The organism is Actinomyces bowdenii (assembly GCF_017592395.1).
GTDB lineage: Bacteria > Actinomycetota > Actinomycetes > Actinomycetales > Actinomycetaceae > Actinomyces > Actinomyces bowdenii.
The window spans coordinates 15,447-34,261 of sequence record NZ_JAGFOU010000008.1 but is presented as its reverse complement, the minus strand read 5'-3'; the positions used below and the strand labels follow the sequence as shown (position 1 = coordinate 34,261).

The 18,815-nt window shown below is 71.7% G+C and carries 10 protein-coding genes; all 10 read right to left on the bottom strand.

What is annotated here, in order from left to right; genetic code table 11:
- Positions 1–129 precede the first annotated feature (129 nt).
- Positions 130–2,253: an elongation factor G gene (gene fusA / locus J5X07_RS04950; RefSeq protein WP_124932654.1), complete on the bottom strand. Its 2,124-nt coding sequence runs from the start codon at positions 2,251–2,253 to the stop codon at positions 130–132.
- A 112-nt stretch (positions 2,254–2,365) separates the two neighbouring features.
- On the bottom strand, positions 2,366–2,836 hold the full coding sequence (rpsG, locus tag J5X07_RS04945) for a 30S ribosomal protein S7 (protein ID WP_124932655.1): 471 nt from the start codon (positions 2,834–2,836) through the stop codon (positions 2,366–2,368).
- Positions 2,836–3,210 carry a 30S ribosomal protein S12 gene (rpsL, locus tag J5X07_RS04940; RefSeq protein ID WP_026428007.1) on the bottom strand — a complete coding sequence of 125 codons (375 nt, stop codon included), beginning with the start codon at positions 3,208–3,210 and terminating at the stop codon, positions 2,836–2,838. The genes rpsG and rpsL overlap by 1 nt, the downstream gene beginning before the upstream one ends.
- Positions 3,211–3,705: 495 nt before the next feature.
- On the bottom strand, positions 3,706–4,875 hold the full coding sequence (locus tag J5X07_RS04935) for a hypothetical protein (protein ID WP_124932656.1): 1,170 nt from the start codon (positions 4,873–4,875) through the stop codon (positions 3,706–3,708).
- 201 nt (positions 4,876–5,076) lie between these two features.
- Entirely contained in the window at positions 5,077–6,273 is a 1,197-nt protein-coding gene (locus J5X07_RS04930) for a hypothetical protein (protein ID WP_124932657.1), read from the bottom strand.
- Complete coding sequence (locus J5X07_RS04925) at positions 6,270–7,166, bottom strand: hypothetical protein (RefSeq protein WP_243896485.1); 897 nt, start codon at positions 7,164–7,166, stop codon at positions 6,270–6,272. Before J5X07_RS04925 ends, J5X07_RS04930 begins: the two co-directional genes overlap by 4 nt.
- 60 nt (positions 7,167–7,226) lie before the next feature.
- Positions 7,227–10,118 (bottom strand): GAP1-N2 domain-containing protein, encoded by a 2,892-nt coding sequence (locus J5X07_RS04920; RefSeq protein WP_208478879.1) that lies wholly within the window; start codon positions 10,116–10,118, stop codon positions 7,227–7,229.
- Positions 10,119–10,124: 6 nt separating this feature from the next.
- Entirely contained in the window at positions 10,125–12,299 is a 2,175-nt protein-coding gene (locus J5X07_RS04915) for a SaeA-related protein (protein WP_208478878.1), read from the bottom strand.
- 50 nt (positions 12,300–12,349) lie between these two features.
- Entirely contained in the window at positions 12,350–15,169 is a 2,820-nt protein-coding gene (locus J5X07_RS04910) for a hypothetical protein (protein WP_208478877.1), read from the bottom strand.
- Position 15,170: 1 nt separating this feature from the next.
- The gene (locus J5X07_RS04905; protein ID WP_124932662.1) at positions 15,171–18,752 is read right to left on the bottom strand and encodes a tubulin-like doman-containing protein; all 3,582 of its coding nucleotides are present in this window, start codon (positions 18,750–18,752) and stop codon (positions 15,171–15,173) included.
- Positions 18,753–18,815 lie beyond the last annotated feature (63 nt).

Below are 18,815 nucleotides of genomic sequence, written 5' to 3'. Positions count from 1 at the left end.
CCGGCTCGATCTTGTTGTTGTTTTCAACCCCGCGCCCCCCCCCCCCCCCCCCGCCCCCCCCCCCCCCCCGGGGGGGGGGGGGGGGCGCCGGGGCTGATCGCTGAGCGCGAGCAGCCCCGGCATGGGGCGTCAGACGCCCTTGACCTTGGCGATGATCTCGTCGGCGACGTTCTTGGGAACCTCGGCGTAGGAGTCGAAGGTCATGGAGTAGACGGCCCGGCCCTGCGTCTTGGAGCGCAGGTCGCCGACGTAGCCGAACATCTCCGACAGCGGCACGTTGGCGCGCACCACCTTGACGCCCGCGGCGTCCTCCATCGAGGCGATCATGCCACGACGGGAGTTCAGGTCGCCGATGACGTCGCCCATGTACTCCTCGGGGGTGCGCACCTCCACGGCCATGACCGGCTCGAGGAGAACCGGGGAGGCCTTCTTGGCGCCCTCCTTGAAGGCCATGGAGCCGGCGATCTTGAAGGCCATCTCGGAGGAGTCGACCTCGTGGTAGGCGCCGTCCACCAGGGTGGCCTTGATGTCCACCATGGGGTAGCCGGCGAGCACGCCGGTGAGCATGGCGTCCTGGACGCCGGCGTCCACCGAGGGGATGTACTCGCGGGGCACGCGGCCACCGGTGACGGCGTTGGCGAACTCGTAGTGAGCGGCCTCGCCGTCCTCGCGGACCAGGGGCTCGAAGATCATCTGGACCTTGGCGAACTGGCCGGAGCCGCCGGTCTGCTTCTTGTGGGTGTACTCGACCTTCTCCACCTTCTTGCGGATGGTCTCGCGGTAGGCCACCTGCGGGGCGCCCACATTGGCCTCGACCTTGAACTCGCGGCGCATGCGGTCCACGAAGACGTCCAGGTGGAGCTCGCCCATGCCGCCGATGACGGTCTGGCCGGTCTCCTCGTCGAGGGAGACGGTGAAGGTCGGGTCCTCCTCGGAGAGCTTCTGGATGGCCACGCCCAGCTTCTCCTGGTCGCCCTTGGTCTTGGGCTCGATGGCCACGTGGATGACCGGGTCGGGGAAGGTCATGGACTCCAGGACCACCGGGGCACCCTGGGCGCACAGGGTGTCGCCGGTGGTGACGTCCTTGAGCCCGATGAAGGCGTAGATGTGACCGGCGTGGGCCTCATCCACCGGGTTCTCCTTGTTGGAGTGCATCTGGAAGAGCTTGCCGATGCGCTCCTTCTTGCCCTTGGTGGCGTTGAGGACCATCTCGCCCTGGGACACCTTGCCGGAGTAGACGCGCACGTAGACCAGCTTGCCGTAGAAGGGGTGGGTGGCCACCTTGAAGGCCAGGGCCGAGAAGGGCGCCTTCTCGTCGGCCGGGCGGGTGACCACCTCCTCCTCCTTGCCCGGGGCGTGGCCCTCGACGTCGGGGACGTCCAGGGGCGAGGGCAGGTAGTCCAGCACGGCGTCGAGCACGGGCTGGATGCCCTTGTTCTTGAAGGCGGAGCCGGCCAGGACCGGGAAGGCCTCACCGGCCACGGTCAGCTTGCGGATGCCGGACTTGAGCTCCTCGACGGTGAGCTCCTCGCCCTCCAGGTACTTCTCCATGAGGGCGTCGTCGGCCTCGGCGACGGTCTCGACGAGCTGGCCGCGCAGCTCCTCGGCCTTGGCCACGAGCTCGGCGGGGATCTCCTCGTACTCCACCACCGAGCCGCGGGTGTCCTTGCCGTCGGCGTCCTTCTCGGGGAAGCGGATGGCCCGCATCTGAAGGACGTCGACCAGCCCGGAGAAGTCGTTCTCGGCGCCGATCGGGAAGTTCAGGACGATCGGGGTGGCGTGGAGGCGGTCGCGGATGGTCTGGACGGAGAAGTCGAAGTCGGCGCCCAGCTTGTCCATCTTGTTGATGTAGCAGATGCGCGGGACGTTGTACTTGTCCGCCTGGCGCCACACGGTCTCGGACTGGGGCTCCACGCCCTCCTTGCCGTCGAAGACCGCGACGGCGCCGTCGAGCACGCGCAGGGAGCGCTCGACCTCGACCGTGAAGTCCACGTGGCCGGGGGTGTCGATGATGTTGATCTGGTTGTTCTTCCAGAAGCAGGTGGTGGCGGCGGAGGTGATGGTGATGCCGCGCTCCTGCTCCTGCTCCATCCAGTCCATGGTCGAGGCGCCGTCGTGCGTCTCGCCCAGCTTGTAGTTGATGCCCGTGTAGAACAGGATGCGCTCTGTCACGGTGGTCTTACCGGCATCGATATGGGCCATGATGCCGATGTTGCGGACCTTGGTGAGGTCTGTCAGCACGTCGAGTGCCACGAGTGATGTCCTTCGTTCGTGAGGTCTTGGCGAGTGGGGCGGGATCCGTGACCGCGCCGTCGATCCGCAGCAGCGGGAGGCGCGGGCGCGGCCGAGCCGCGAGCGGCCGGTATTACCAGCGGTAGTGGGCGAAGGCCTTGTTGGACTCGGCCATGCGGTGCATGTCCTCGCGGCGCTTGACCGCGGCGCCCAGGCCGTTGGATGCGTCGAGGATCTCGTTCATGAGGCGCTCGGTCATCGTGTTCTCACGGCGCTGCCGGGAGAAGTCCACCAGCCAGCGCAGGGCCAGGGTGGTGGCGCGGCCGGGGCGGACCTCGACGGGCACCTGGTAGGTGGCGCCACCCACGCGGCGGGAGCGGACCTCCAGGGCGGGGCGGATGTTGTCCAGGGCGCGCTTGAGGACCGAGACCGGGTCCTGATCCGTCTTGGAGCGCACGCCCTCCAGGGCGCCGTAGACGATCCGCTCCGCGGTGGACTTCTTGCCGTCCAGCAGCACGCGGTTGACCAGCTGGGTGACCACCGGCGAGCCGTAGACGGGGTCGACGGCGAGCGGGCGCTTGGGCGCGGGACCCTTACGAGGCATTACTTCTTCTCCTTCTTGGCGCCGTACTTCGAGCGTGCCTGCTGGCGTCCCTTGACACCCTGGGTGTCGAGGGAGCCGCGCACGATGTGGTAGCGGACACCGGGAAGGTCCTTCACACGACCACCGCGGACGAGCACGATCGAGTGCTCCTGGAGGTTGTGGCCCTCACCGGGGATGTAGGCGGTGACCTCGATCCCGGTGGACAGGCGCACACGGGCGACCTTGCGGAGGGCGGAGTTCGGCTTCTTGGGGGTGGTGGTGTACACGCGGGTGCACACACCACGACGCTGCGGGCTGGACTTCAGCGCGGGCGTCTTGGACGCCGTGCGCTTGGTCGAGCGGCCCTTGCGGACCAGCTGCTGAATCGTGGGCACTATGGATTCTCCATCTTGACGTGCATGGACGTACTGTGCTGCCCGCGCTGCGCCACGCCCTCCCGCCTGACGGCGCACGTTGCCGCGGGGAGGGCCGGCCCGCCAGGCCCATGAGGGGCGGTGGCGTCCGGAGCCCCGTGGCAGGGGCCCGTCGGTTCCCGCCGCGGCAGACCCGCGTGGCCGCGATCCGGTGATCAGCGGCTGGGAACGGAATGAAGAGCGGTGACCGGCGTGCGGGCACCGCGGGCAAGGCTACCGGTTCAGTCCTGCGCCGGGCCAGAGTCGCGGGCGGCTGGGTCCCGTGAGACTGCGCACGTGCGGGAGGGATCCCGTGGGGCATGGGCGAGTGCGCGATGGGGCGCGGCAGGAGGGCGCCAGGGGCGGTTGCGGGAGGGCGGGCGCCGGGCCTGATATGCGAGTGCGGGGTGCAGAATGCGAGTATGGGGTGCTCGCATTCTGCACCCCGCACTCGCATTCTGCAGTGGAGCTGTGGAGCTACTGCTCCGCCTGCTCGCCGGAGTAGCCCTCCTCGGCAGGGTCGGCGGGGTCGGCGGGATCACCCTGCTCGGCCTCCTCGCCGGAGCCGGGAGCATCCGCGGGCGCGGTGGCCTGGTCGGCGCCCCGCAGGATGCCGACGAGCTCCTCGCGCCAGGGCACGTCGATGCCCGCGGACTCCACCTGGCCCAGGAGGGCATCGATCTGCTCGGGATCGACCTGGCCCGTGACCTCATGGGCCTGGGCCAGGGTGCGGTCCTTGAGGATCTGGCCGCCGTAGTAGCCTCCCGCGGCCACAGCCCCCAGGGGCAGGAAGAGGGCGCCGAGCATGAGGGCGATGGCGGCGGTCTTGGGCTTGGAGCGCGCGACTGCCACCAGGCTCGTGATGACGGTCAGGAGGGCCAGGACCGCGCCGCCGATGATCGCGCCCGCGGCGGTCTGGTCGAGGCTGCTGGTGTCCCCCTGGGCGAGATCGAAGACGTGGAGGGAGATGAGCAGGCTGTAGGTCCCCCAGCCCAGCAGGGCGAGGGTGGCCAGGAGCATGAGGAGGCCCAGGGGCAGGGCGAGGGTGCGCCGTCGCTGCGGGGGCCGGGGAAGCCCCACCGGCGGGAGGCCCGCGGGCTCGGCCGGTGCAGGGCGCCAGCGCGGAGGGGCCGGCTGGGGCGCGGGCCGGGGCTCCGGCTGCCGGGCCGGCTCGGGCGGGGTCCGGGCGGGCCGGTGGTGGGTGGGCATGACCGTGGTGCGCACCGGCGCTCCGGGCACTGCCGAGCCGCCCGCCGCGGGCATGACCGAGGTGTGGGCGGCCCCTGCCGGGAAGGCCGAGGTGGGGTCGGCCGAGCCGGGGAAGGCCTCGGTGCACTGAGGGAAGGCCTCGGTGTACTGGCCGCCGTGCCCGGCCTGGGCCTCGTACCCGGCGGAGTCGGGGGCCGGGAAGGCCGAGGTGGGGTCGGCCGAGCCGGGGAAGGCCTCGGTGTACTGAGGGAGGGCCGCGGTGTACTGCCCGACGTGCCCGCTCTGCTCGGCATAGGACTCATCGCCCTGCCCTCCCCCGGGCATGGGGAAGGCCGAGGTCTCATCGGCCGGGCTGAAGGCCTGGGTGGTCGGCCCGGCGGCCATGGCCGGGGTCGAGGATGAGGCGGGCGGCTGTCCTGGGCGTGAGGGCAGGGGCACGGCGAAGACTCCTCCGGAAGCGGTCGGGGCGGCCGACGGCGGGCGCCGGCCTCCCCCGAGAGCCTACGTGCTCCTCCCGGCTCAGCGGCCTCCTCGCAGCGGGCTCTCGCCGTGGGCAGACACCGCTTGCCCGGAGCCGTCCGGCGATTCCGGCCGGCCGCGGCTCGCCCCGGCCCCGACTACAGTGCTCACGAGGCCGGCCTACAGGATGATCCCGGCACGGGCCATGCCCCACAGCACCGGGTCGAGGACGCGGAAGGGGGAGATGCCCCGCTCGGTCAGCTGCTTGTCGTGCTTGGGGGACTCCCCCACCGCGGAGACCGTGAAGTGCTGAAGGCCGGAGATCTTCCCACTGGCAGCGGCCTGCTCGGCCATCATGGTGACGCTGTGCTCCCCGATCCGGTCGAACAGGGCGCGCACCTCGGCGTCCAGGAAGGCCAGGTCCCTCTCCAGCTCCTTGGCGGACTCGTGCCCGCCCAGGGCGCCGCGGCGCATGGTGTCATCGCGGTTGAAGTGCGCCGCCGGGTTGGCCAGTGCCGGGGCCATCGGGTTGTTGGCCTGCGGGACCTTGTGGAGGGAGTCGAACTTGGAGATCGTCAATGCCAGACTGGCATGCCCGCTCTCCATGAGGCCCAGGATCTTGGGCAGCACTTCCCTGGAGGCCGAGCCCAGGCGGTCCTCATTGACGTCGGGGATGAGACCGGAGAGGACCTGGCGCACCGAGTCCAGCATGATCGGGTCGAAGAGGAAGATGACCAGGTCGGCACGGTCGTGGAAGCTGAAGGCGGGCACGCGTCCGGCGAGCTGCTCCATATCCTCCCCGGAGACATCGCGCATGACGAGGTACAGCCGCCCTTCCACGCCCGCCCCGGAGACCTCCCAGATCAGCGGATCACCACCGCCCTGCGGCTTGGTCATGTGCAGCCGCTGCGTGCCCCCCATCGCGGCGTTCTCGCGGTACAGGGGCGTGTGGTACAGCCTCGCGTAGTTGTCCCGGGTCAACTGGTCGAAGGGTGTCAGGGTGCAGGCCCGCAACTCGGCATAACGCTTGAGCACCTCGACCATGACCGCGATGTAGACCGATTTGCCCGCACCGCGCGGACCGGTGATGGCCATGGTGAAGACCCGGGACTGCTTCCAGCCCGAGGGCAGATCGCGATGGCAGGTGGGGCACACCTCCTGGGTGCATATGGACTTGCACCGGCGGCATGGGTAGCTCGGGCTCAGGGTTCGGACCTCCGCGCTGATCGCCTGGCGGTAGATCGGCGTCGTCGAGACCTCGTAGCCGATGTAGGAGCTCGCCTGCTGGTCGGGCCGCTCAGGGCACTCCCCGGTGCAGCGCAGGAGCAGTTCGTCGGTGGTCAGGATCGTGAAGCAGTAGGGGCATGCCGTGCTCATCGCGCGACTCCCATCGATTGTTGAGAGGGTTGACAGATCCATGCCGCGAGCGCGGCCAGGGCCTCCAGGCTGTGGGAGGTGAAGGCGGGATCCCGCCTGAGCAGCTCGTGCCAGGCGTCCTGGTCGGGGATGAGGAAGGGCGCACCGGGTCCGTGCAGCGCCTGCGCCAGGGTGGGATCGCCGATGACGATGCTCTCGGCAGCGCCGGCCTCCAGGGGGAGGTCGGTGATGACCACTCGCCTGCCCTGCGGGGCGGGCCCGGGCGCGACCGCCCCGACGCCATCGCGATCAGCACCGTTGATGCTCGCCCGGGTCAGGCGCAGCGGCGGCGCTCCCACGGTAGTGTACAGATCGCTCAGGAAGCGGGTGAGCGCCTCGACCCGCTCCTGGTGGTGCCGCATGGAGGGCGAGGTGTCCACGACCAGCTCGGTGATCGTGGGGGCCAGGGCCTGTCCCGCCTCCTGGCTCCTCCGGGCGAGCCAGCCGCCCAAGCCCAGGGTGGCGTTGCCTCCCTCCCCGGGGCGCACGGTGATCACCCCGTCCTGGCGGTCCAGCTGGAGCAGGGGGGCGCTGCTGTGCCCGGCCACGGGGATGCCGCGGATGATGAGGGACTGGGCCCCCTGGTCGCAGTCCACGGCCAGGTCCACAGTGCAGTCGCCGGGGAAGACTCCATCATCCCCGCATACGGCCCTCACGGACACGGGCCGGCCGGAGACGACGGCGGAGGCGGGGAAGGCGAGGGCGTCGCGGGACGCCCCCAGATGTTTGGGACGGGTGGCGGTGCCCAGGGCCTCAAGGCGAGCGGGCACCGGCGAGACGAGGCTGAGCTCGACGGCGCCGCGGGGCGAGACGGTGCGCGTCTCCCATTGTCCGCTCTGGAGAATGTCGGGCATCAGGGGCTCCTTCCTTCCGGGATCATCATCGGGCTGTGTGGTGGGTGTGGGGAGGAGGACTCATCCGAAGATGCGCAGCCCCCGCCCACCGGGCCGACCGATGACCATGAGCTGCTTGGCCAGCCATCTCCGTGCGCTCGGATCATCGGGCAGGCCGGCGCTCAGCCCCGCCTCGAGGGCATCGAGTGCACCGGGCCAGGAGCGGCCCAGCAGGGAGGCGGTGCTGCGCAGGGCGGCCAGGGCCACCTCGTCGCGCTGGCGCAGCACCGGTGAGGAGAGGGACTCATCGTTCTCCAACTCCGCCCGGACCCGGTTGGCCCAGTCCTCCAGCCTCTGCGGGGGCCTGTTGCCCAGGCTCACGGCGTACAGGGCCTCGACCATCGGCACCAGGCGGCCCAGGCGGTCCCCGTCCCAGTCGGCGGGCCCTGGGTCCGGCTCACTTGGGTCCTCAAGACGCCCGGCGGTGCCGGAGAGGACCTCATCGAGGTACCGCTCCCACGCCCGCGGCGGGGGCGGCGCGCCCGGGGGAGTCAGGTTCACGGGCACTCCGCTCCACACACTGCACACCAGTAGCGCCAGCGCCCGATCCAGGCAGTGGCGCACGGGGCGCGCCCGTGCCAGCAGGGGCGAGGACTCCAGGACCCGGGCGGCGCACAGGACGTTGAGCGCATAGGTGCGGGCCCGGCCCGATTCTGTGGTCAGGAGGGTCGGCAGCGGCACGGCCGCACTGAGCACGACCAGGCTCATGGCGCTTCCCACGGACATGGTGGTATAGGCCCTGGCAGCGAAATCGCTCTCGGGGTGGCCCCGGCTGATGAGGAAATCGGCGGCTGCCCGGCGCGCCGCATCGGAGTCGGGGTCGCGGGCAAGCGCCGCGGCCAGAATGTCGCCCCTGTGCCGGCAGTCGGTGGGCAGCTGCGCTGCTTGCGCCGGGGTGGCGGTGCCCTGCAGGGCCAGGAGGGCCTCGGGGCTCAGGACGGCACTGGCACCGAGACTGGCCAGGGACCTCAAGGCGTTGACGGCCCGGCCCGCCTCGCCCCCACCGTCGATGAGCAGGGCCAGTGCGGCCTGGGCCTCCAGGTGGGGAAGGTCAGGGACGGGTGCGCCCTGCGTGAGCCAGTCCAGGACCCGGGGATCGAGGAGGGGCGGGGCGCCCCGTCTCCCGGCTGGGGCATCGGGGCGCTCGCGCAGCCGGGCCTCGACCTCCGTGGCCACCAGCTGCCTGGTGCTGCGGCTGATGGGCAGGCCCAGGATCTGGGAGCGCAGCCCCGGATCCCCTCCCCGGCGGCAGAGCGCCTCCCCGATCTGCGAGAGGACCGGGCCGACTGCGGCCGTGGGCAGAGCCAGGCCATCGCGCATGAGCCGGTCGAGCGCCGTGAGCTGGAGCGCCAGGGCATGCCCATCGGGACTCGAGGCCCCGCTGCGGCCCTCGAGCCCCGGGCCGTGCGGAGGCGCCGCCGCGATGGGAGGGATGATGCCACCGGGGGCGGCCAGGATCTGCGTGAGGCATCGATCGATGACGGCGGCGCCATGGGGTTGGCGGCTCCACTCCTCCAGCACGCGAGTGGCCGGCTCCAGTGCGGGTCGCTCCAGGTCGGTCAGCCAGGATCGGTCGGTGCAGACCGCCTCGAGGTACTTGGTGGCCAGGCCGCTGACCGCCCGGTTGCCACCACTGTGCTCGGGCACGGCCGCCAGCAGGGAGTACCAGTGGGCGGGGTGGCGCTGCGATGAGCCCAGGAGCCGCTCGGCCACGACACTGGCGAGGTAGTCGACACTGGTCAGGGCCCTGGGGTGGCAGGCGATGAGGGCCTGCTCGATAGAGCCCTCCCCCTCCTCCCGCAGCCTCGGGCCCAGCACGCCGGGCTCGCAGGCCTCAGCCATGGCCAGGGGCCAGGCCGGGGTCAGGTCCTCATGGTCGTCCATGAGGCTCAGGATCTCCCCCATGCCCTCGTAGGCGGCCACCCACGTGCCCAGGTCCTGTGCCATGGCCAGGACCAGCGCCCCCCAGGTGGTGCGCGGCCCGTCGTCACCGGAGGCCTGCCCACCGCCCCCGCCGCCGTGGTGGCCATCATCCCCGCCGCCGTCCGGCTGAGCGCCGTGGGCGGAGGCCGCCGGGTCGATGATCCGAAGCCCGCTGGCCATGGCGTCCAGGCGCTCAAGGTCCTGGCGCGGAACGCAGGCCAGGTGGAGGGGGGATTCCCGCAGCATGGACACATCCGTGGCCGTGGAGAGGCGCTGGAGCACTGAGTAGCCCAGGCGCCTGCCCTGGGCGGGGGCGCAGGTGCGCAGCAGCGCGCCGATCCACAGGGCCGCCTCATCGGTCGAGTCCACTGCCAGTACCACCGTCGGGCCGCCCGGGGAGGCAGCATCATGGGCGCCTGAGAGCACCGGCTCCAGGGCATCGGCCAGGGCTGCCAGGGCCCCGGCCCTGGAGCCCGAGGCGATGAAGTCGGCCACCGCGTCGTCGTCGACGGCATGGCCCGGCACGATGGCGCTGGGGTCGGGCAGCTCGGCCACGCGCACCCGGTCGGGCCCGAAAGGGGCGACCCAGCCCGGTGAGCGCCACAGGTCGATGGTGCGCAAGCGGGGCGCGCTCGGCTCCGCCTGGAGGAGCAGCACATGGCTCATCGTGTTGGGGCGCCCCGTGGTGTCCTTGCCCGCAGGCGCGGTGTGGACCACCGCCAGGCCCGCGGAGGTCGGGATCTGGGCCATGCGCCTGTCCGCGCCCGCCACCTCCTCGGGCGTGGGGAATCCCGGCAGCGCCGTGATGGGCGCCAGGGAGGGCTCGATGAGCGAGTGCATCGTGGCGGCGGTGGCATCATCGAGTTGTGAGGAGCGGGCCATCGTCTGCCAGCCGGAGGTCTCCCTCCCATCGACCACCCGGTCCACATTGCTGTAGAGCAGCTGAAGGGTGCGAGGCCCGCCCGCAGGGCCCTGTGCCGGTGAACTCATCGGCCCTCACCGCGCCTTGTGCAGGAGCCCCAGGTCGGGATCGATCATGGCGTAGTGCTCCAGGGACAGCTGCTCATGGTCCTGGTCCACCGCCGAGGCCGGCAGGGAGTCGATGAGGAGTCGGAAGTAGCCGGCAGGCAGGGACCGGTGGTCGAACCACAGAGTGCGGGGCTGGCCCTCGGGCGGCACGAGCACACTGGTGACCGGCTCCTGGGAGGCCTCCTTGGTCGGGCGCTCCAGGAACAGGCCCACGCGCTGGCCGTCATCGACACTCAGTGGCAGGTGATCGGGGTTGTGCACCAGGGCCATCCCGATGGCCTGGGCCTGGGTGGGCGCCCCCTGACGCGCCTCGACGGTGATCTCCACCAGGGTCTGCCCCAACCTGGCTGCCGCCTGCCGGAAGAAGCCGCCCCCCACCTTGAGGTCGCCGGGCCACCGCAGGGTGTAGGCGTAGCGCCACAGGCAGGGCACCTCCACGGCCGTCGGCGCCGAGGCGATCTGGGCCCCGGCCATGTAGGTGATCGAGTTCAGGTGGAGGCGCCCGCCCCGAGCCGGCAGGCCCTCCTGGATGACACAGCCCCCGGCACTGCGGTACTCCTCCTTGGAGATGGTGAGCAACGGCTGGCCCGAGGCCTCGACATCGCCGTCGGGGCCCGTGAGGCGCAGCTCCACGGTGGTGGCGTCGCCGGGCCAGGTGAAGGTCACCAGATCCCAGCTCAGGCGCCGGGTCAGGGTGGCGTTTTCAATGCCTCCGGCCCGTTTGCGCCTCAGGGGCTGGCCAATGGTGACCTGGCCGTCGTCGTGCTCGGTCACCGGGGTCAGGTGAATGGTGTCCCATTCGTGACCCGCAGGCCAGGGAACCCTGGACAGAGTGCGCAACTGGCGCCCGGGCTCGGGCGCAGGGCCGATACCCGCCGCCGCGGAGACGCGCGCCTCCGGCAGCAGGCCGGCATCGGACAGGCTCGCTGCGGGAACCGTGCCCCGGGCGGCGGCCTCCGGGGCCACCGGGCGGTTCGTGCGGTAGATCGACACTGTGGACTGCGGGAACTGGGTCCAGGTAACGGTCAGGCTCTGAGCGCCGGTCTCCTCCTCGGTGATGGCCAGGTCAGCGATGCGCTCCCGGGCCACCTCGGGGGTGATGTGGCGGCGCACCGGCATTGAGGTCCACGTCTGCCCCGCCACCTCCACCTCGACGGCGGCCACATAGTTGTGCTGCTTGCCTCCGGTGAGCCCGGTGTCCTGGAATCCCGCCCCGTTATTGGGGATCTCGTGGCCCCGCCAGGCGCTGCCGCGCAGGAAGCGCCCCACCGGCTGATCCAGGGGCAGCCTCGCGGTTCGCACCTGGACGGTGGCCCCCGGCGGGGCCACCGGTGGAGTCCAGGAGCCGTTGACCGCACCGGACTCGGCATCGAAGACCAGCTCCCAGTCGGCCAGGGGATGGACCACCACCGTGCTGGCCACGCGCCGGCACTGGCCCAGGAACCTGCCACCCCCCGGTGGGCTGACATAGCCCCAGACAGTGACGAAGCGCACCGCAGTGGTCCAGGGCGTGGTGTCAAGGGCGCTCAGGTCCCGGGTGACGGCGACCTGCTCGAAGTCCTCGGGCCCGTAGGGCTCTTCCGTATCGGACACGACGACGCGGTAGACCTCCTGTTCCTTGGCATCGGGCCACGCATAGCGCAAGGAGCCGTCGATGACATCGACGGTGACCGGGACAGCCGCGCCATCCTCCGGGTTGTCCAGGTCAGGGCGGGAGTAGTCGTAGGTGGGGAAGATCCAGTCCTCCTCCTGCGGCCGGGAGGGCGCGGGGCCCTGCTCCTGGTGCCCTTCCCCGGGCTGGGGAGCCGGTCCGGGCGCCGCCTCGGGCTCAGGCTGCTCGTCATCGCCCCGACCGGCGGGCGGTGGCTCCTGCGGCTCCTGGTCGCTGTGGGGCGGGCCGAAGCGCTCGTTGAGCATGAGGGTCACCGGCACGGCCACGCTCATGGCCAGATCGTCACGACCGTTGAAGACCCGGTCGACGATCTGCGAGGCGTCGAAGACGGTTCCCCCCTCGACGTCCCGGCCGGTGCGCATGATCCGCTTCCAGGTCGAGGCCCGCAGATGGTCCTTGGCCTGCGGCGGCGCGCTGGTGCGCAACCACTGGTCCATCGCCTGGGTGAAGTCGGGGAAGCTGATGGCCATCGGGGCTCCTCGGATCGGGGATGTGAGATGCGGTTCGGGGGTGCTGAGGCTCAGTACTCCAGGGGCGGCAGTGCGCCGCCGGACAGGTGGCCCGGCCCGGGCCGGGCGTCGTTCGAGCCCTGGGCCCCTCCGCCTGCCGGCTGATGGGAGGCGGGCGTGAAGTAGTCCATGGTCTCCAGGGCCGAGGCGACCTGCTCCTGGGGAGCGGGGTAGATGAAGTCCTCCGGGGCGATGGGATCGGTGGACTCCACTAGGACCATCGTCTCGGAGAGGCCCTCGCGCCGGGAGCGCAACCAGGCGCGTGAGCCGGCGGTCAGGCAGGCCGGGCCGGAGCGGGCCAGGGGACCCAGCGTGTCGAGGACCACCGGGTGGGAGCCTGTGCCCATGAGGTCCTGGCGGTAGTCGGCCAGAGGCCTGCGGCCCGCGGGAGCCAGGGCCTCCAGGCGCAGGCGGGGCCCCTCATCGGAGGCCAGGGAGTCCAGACAGCGCTGCCAGATGCGCGCGCCCTCCTGGGAGCGCACCCCCTTGGACGCCAGCCCCTGGGCCCAGTTGCTCAGCGCTGAGCCCGGCTCACCGGATTCAGCGGTCAGGGTGAGCTGGCGGGTGGCCAGGCGATTGCGCTGCTCGGGGTCCAGGTCCAGGCCGACGCTCTGACGCATGGCATCCCAGGCATGGGTGAGCCAGCCGACGGTGAAGGCCCGGGTGCGCAACTGGGCGGCGGTGTCGGCCAGGTGCTGGGGGTCGGCGGTGACCGCAACCCTCTGGGCGGCATCGGGCAGGCAGGCAGCGCCCGGCTCCGCGCTCGGCTCGGCACTGCGCTCGCCGAGCGGATCGGCGAGGAAGGCCGAGACGATGGTGGTCCACTGGGCGAACTGGGCGTAGGCCTCCCCCTGGGCCGCCAGGTCCTCCACCGCCATGCGAAGATTGGCGCTGAGCACGGGAACCCGCTCATCGCGGGCCTGGATCCTGAACAGGATGCGGAAGACCTCGCGCTGCTGGGAGATGAAGGTGAGCAGGGCGGCCACCAGCCAGACGATGAGCGCGCCCAGGCCCAGGGCCAGCAGGCCCGTCCAGCCCATACGGCCCAGGGCCCATAGCCCCACCAGCACCACCAGGACCACCGCCAGGGCACCCAGCATGATCCGCATGAGGCGGGCCAGGCGCCGCTGGCGCTGGTCGAGCTCCTGTCCGGGTTCCTCGGAATCCAGCTCCTGGAGCTCGGCGGCCAGGGCGGCGATGTCCTGGCGGGTGGAGGAGAAGCAGCGGGCCAGTGCCATGCCCAGGCGGGGCAGGAGCTGCTGGCCGTGGAGGGCGCGCCACTGCTCGAGACCGCCCAGCTGGCGGGCGGCGGCCTGGGCGCTGGGCTCCCGGGACTGGGAGACGCGGCGCAGTTCGGCGCTAACCCGCTCGATCTCCAACTGGTCCCAGGCGTGCAGGACCGTTCCTGCCGGCACGGCCCCCAGGGGCTCGGTGATGACCATGGCCGCCTCCTGCCCGGCACCGGGGGCCACGGACCGGCGATCGGGCAGGTAGCCCTCGTAAGCACTGATGCCCAGATTCGCGCAGGACGATCCATCCAGCAGGGCGATGGATCCCGAGACGAGGTCCTGCCACAGGGCGCCGAAGTCGCGTCGCGCCGGCTGCTCACTGCGGGGGAAGTCCTCGGGCAGGCTCGCGCTGGCGCTCCTGGCGGCCTGCGTCAGCTCCTTCCAGGCAATGGTGCGCCCCAGGGAGTCCACGCCTCCCACCACCACCCGCACCGGGGAGTCCTGGCCGAAGACCGTGCTGGCCACCCCCGCGGCGATGGAGGCCTTGGCAGCCCGGATCCGGCCCCGCAGCCACTCCCCGGGAGCGCCGATAAGGGCCTTGCCCAGGAAGGACAGGAACAGGCCCAGGACCTCCCACAGGCCGAGGCTGCGCTCCTCGGGCCCCTGGGGCAGGGGCACCGCGGGGCGTCGCAGGGAGGGCAGGTGGCGCGCCTCCCAGGCCTTGGCAGTCGCCTCGACCCGGGCTCGAGGGTCGGGGACGGGCGGGATGAGCACGCCGGTGTCAGCCCTGGTGGGCTGGGGGTAGCGCTGGTCCACTCGGGTGACCTGGCCGCGCAGCTCCTCCTCGACCCCACGCGCATCCATGGTGCGGGCGAAGACCCGGGCCACACCGAGGTCGTAGGAGTTCTCCTCGTGGCGGGCGTCATGGGGCGCGGCGCCCACGAAGCCGTAGATGCCGGACTGGACGGCCAGGCCTACGGCCGCCGCCCCGGGGATGGACTCGGGGCGCGTCCACCAGGGGATGGCGCTGTGGGCGGGGTCGGCGGTGGATTCCGGCGAGAGCATGACCTCATGCCAGCCGATGCGCCCCAGGTCCACCGGAAGCGGGTCATCGGAGTAGGGCACGACGACGCGCACGGATTCCCGGCCCACCCCATCGGGCAGTCCCAGCAACTGGTAGAACTGCTCGGCGGTGGCGCTCAGCGCGTCCTGGGACCGGTGGCCCGCGGGCACGACAACGACCAGGCGCACCGTCCTCAGACCGTAGCGGTTGACCACGCGGGAGAAGGAGGAGGCGGCGATGCGGCCCTCCTCCACTGCCACCAGGGCGGGGTCGTAGCGGTCATGGCCGGACTGCGGCTCAGCGCCGGCCTCGATCCAGGCGAAGGGGGACAGCAGCCCACAGGCCGACAGGTCCACCAGGGCAGAGAGGACCGGCCGCTGACTTGCCGGGGCGATGAGGATGCTGGCCGTCGTGCCCGAGGGCGATCCGCTGCCGGGGCCGTCCTGCGAGGCACCGCGGGACACGCTGCGGGTCTCGATGGGAGAGCCGGTGGAGGCGGCCGTGCCTGTATGAGGGCGGGGCTCGTGGGACTGGGGCATGTCAGTACTCGATTCCGCCGCTGAGGCTGGAGCCGAACTCGCCCGATGCGATCGTGGGCTGGGCGGAGGCGATGGTCTCGCGCACGCCGCGCAGCTCATCGTGCATCTCCTGGGCCAGATCGATGGTCAGGGGCGTGGTCTCCACCAGTGTGCGCTTGCGGTAGTTGGTGAAGTGGCCGGGAGCGTCAGCCTTGCCCGGGCCCGGCAGGTAGTTCTGCTCCAGGTCTCCCAGGACCAGATCGCAATAGGCCAGCATGGCGGTGCGGCGGGACTCGGGGTCACCGGCCTCGGCCAGGCCCGCCACGGGGGTCAGGCCCTCAAGGCGGCCGCGGCTGAGCAACTCGCCGATGGTGCGCTCCACGGGGCTGGTCACCCCGAAGGACACCTGCGGCTCGTCGGAGGAGTCATCCGCCCAGTGGCGCAGCACCCGCCAGGGCCTGAAGGCCTCCAGGCCCTGGGACCCCACCCTCAGATAGGCCAGGAGGATGGACTCCAGCACCGCGGGCAGCCAGGCATTGGCGGTGATCATCCGCGAGGGCGGGGTGAGCATCGGGGCGGGGAAGGCCACCCACTCCCCCTCGGCGGGGTCCCAGATGCGCACCGGCTGGGTATCGGAGGAAGCGCCCCAGGGGGCTCGCTCGATGCCCCCGGCCAGGGTGGCGGTCCACCAGCCGCGCACCAGGGCACGGCGCTCGGCGTCCCCGATGGGCAGGCCCCCCGGAAGGGGACGAGCACGGCGGTGGCGCCAGAAGGAGTCCCGGGCCCCCGAGGAGCCACGGGCCCGGTCCCAGGCCTCCGCCACGGACTTCAACAGCCCCGAGTAGGCCACCGGCAGGGTACGGGGATAGGAGCCGAAGACGTCCACACGGGACACGTCCTCGTCCCCCAGGGCCTTGTCCACCCGGTCGCGCACCAGATCGCGGTCGATGGTCTCCTCCTGGTCGAGGTAGTCCAGGAAGCGACCCACCACCTCCTGGTTGCGCAGGGGGATCGGGGAGAAGGTGTAGGCCAGGGCCGGGCGCTCCCCGTTGTGCAGCACCCGGTAGGCCTCCTCGCTGATCTCCGCCAGGGGGCGGGCCATCTCCAGGGTCCGCTTGAGGCCGGTGAGCACCGCCTCGCTGCGGGCGTGGCGCTCATGATCGCCCACGGTGTCGTCGGTCAAGTAGCTGCGCAGGGACTGGCTGGAGAAGGTCTCGAAAGACTCCCCCCGCCTGGCCACATAGGCGCGGGCGCGCCCCAGGATCTGGCTGGGCTTCAGGCGCAGCTCGTAGCGGGCGGGCGTGGGCAGGGCGCTGCCGGTAGCGCTGTGCAGGGCTGCGGGCACCCAGGCGGTGCTCACCCGCAGCAGATCCTCGGGGGGCCGCTCCCCCGCGCCCTGCTCCCAACTGCCCACCAGGACCTCGCGCACGACGCGGGCATAGGCCTGGTGGACGTCGCTGCGGGCGCTGGAGGCGTGGGTGATGTGCTCCTCGAAGCGCGCGGGGTAGTCCTGGACGCCCATGAGCACGACCTCGTTGTGGGCAGTGGCGAAGCGCTGGGGGACGCTGGCGGCCCCGGTCTGGCCGGGCTGGGGCTCCTGGGGCCAGGCCCCATAGATCTCCGTGGCGACGTCAGCGACGCCCGTCTGGGCGCTGTGGACCGCGCGCGCATCCACCAGGACCTTGCGAGCGTCATCGAGGGCGTCCTCCAGCGGCCTGACCGCGGAGGAGGCCATGTCCCGCAGCGCGCCCGCCACGTGGGCGGCCGTGCGGGCCGCCAGCCAGTGGAAGGTGGACTGCTTCAGGCTGCTGTGCATCCGCTCCACCAGCTGCTCGGTTCCCGCACTGCCCAGGGTGGCCTTGCCCATGCCGCGCATCTGCTGGGTCAGGTCGTCGGGCAGGGCCAGCGGATGGGCTGGCCCCAGCTGCTCGATGGCGGCGACCCGCGGCACCAGCGACTCCAGGATGCCGCCGGGCTGGCGCAGTTGGTCCAGCAGGTAGAGGGCGTAGGGCAGCCCCAGCTCGGCGATGGCCCTGCGGGTGGTGGACACCAGGCGCTCGGCCATCTCCTCCAGGCGGCTGAGGGCGAGCTCGGCGCTGGTGCGCTCGAGCTCGCTGAGCAGCGCGGGCTCTTTGGAGCCCTCCAGCCAGCGGGCCATTCCCTCGCCCCACTCGACCACCGGCATCCCCTGGGCCTGGGGGCGCTGGGCCATGATGGCGGAGACCGCCTCGCCGGCCCGGGCCGCCAGGACCTCCTTGTTGACCACGGCAGAGGCCTGGGCGCTGAGGAACCAGTCGATCGTGGCCTGGTCCACGGCCCCCTCCCCCGCCAGGACGTAGGAGCCCGGGTCCACCGGCAGGCCCAGGGCCTCCAGCTCCTGGGTACGGCGGTGCCCCCACAGGTCGGCCAGGCGCTGGGTGTCTCCGGTGGTGTCGCCCGCCAGGCGGAAGCCGTCCAGGCTGTGGTCCACGACCCGGCGGGCGATGCGCTGGGCGGCGTACTCGGCGTAGCGGTCGCGGCCGGTGCTCAAGGAGGCGTAGCCGAAGGAGCCCCAGGCGGTGTCGGTGGGATCCACGCCCCAGGCCACCAGGTCCCGACCGGGGATGGAGACCTGGTTGGCGATGTCGTAGGACACGTAGTCGTCGAAGGCCGAGGAGGAGATGTAGCGGGCCAGGCCGCGTCCCATTCCGCGGAACAGGCCCTCGGTGGTGCCGTCCCCGAATACGGCTCCCGAGCCGCCGGAGCGCAGCCCGATGGGGGTGACGCGCTTGAAGGCCCTCCCGGCCCGGTTGGACAGGCCCAGGCTGGAGTAGAGGGAGGCGTCCAGGTCGGCGGCGGTGCCATCAGGGCTGGCCTGCGCCGCCACGATCTCACCGAGCATGGCCAGGGTGTTGCCCGGCATGCCCGAGCGCATATGGGCGGGCACCGACCCGAAGGCCTCGGCGGTGTAGAGGAACACGGAGATGAGCTGAGGGTCGATGGCGGGGGCGGAGCGCACCCCGGCCACGAGCCGGCACACATCCAGGGTCATGGAGGCCCCCGATCCCCCGGCCATGGAGGAGACCACCAGGACCAGGGGCGGTGCGGTGCTCTCCGGCGCGGGGCCGGCGCCGGGCACCGACCGCGCGACCCGCTCGGCCTCCTCCTGGGCGCGGGGGCCGCTCATGCGCGCCAGGGCGCCCTGAACGCCCCGGGAGATCTCCGAGACCCGGGTCAGGACCAGGAGTCGCCCGATACCGCGGAACTGGCCCGCCCCGACCGTCACCGGGAAGGCCACGTCCCGGGGGCGGCGAGGCATCCAGGTGGCCAGCTGGCGCAGGCCCTGGCTGCCGTCGCGCTGAACGCTGTGGGTCAGACCCTCATCGACCACGCGGTACTCGCCGTTGGCCACACCGCAGGCCACATAGGCACCGCCCTGGCGGCTGACCGAGGCGACCTGCTCGCCCTGCTCCTCCTGAAGGGGGGTGTCGACGACGAGGAACTGCCAGCATCCCGGGATCTCATCGATCCCGTGGACGGCGAGATCGGCGTGGAGCTGGTCCATCATGTAGGACAGCGTCTTGGCACCTGATCCGCCGCATCCGATGACGAGAACCTTGTACATGGTCCGTGCGGTTCCTTTCCGCGTTTGTCCTGGCCTCAGCGATCCAGCCAGAGCTCGTGGTCA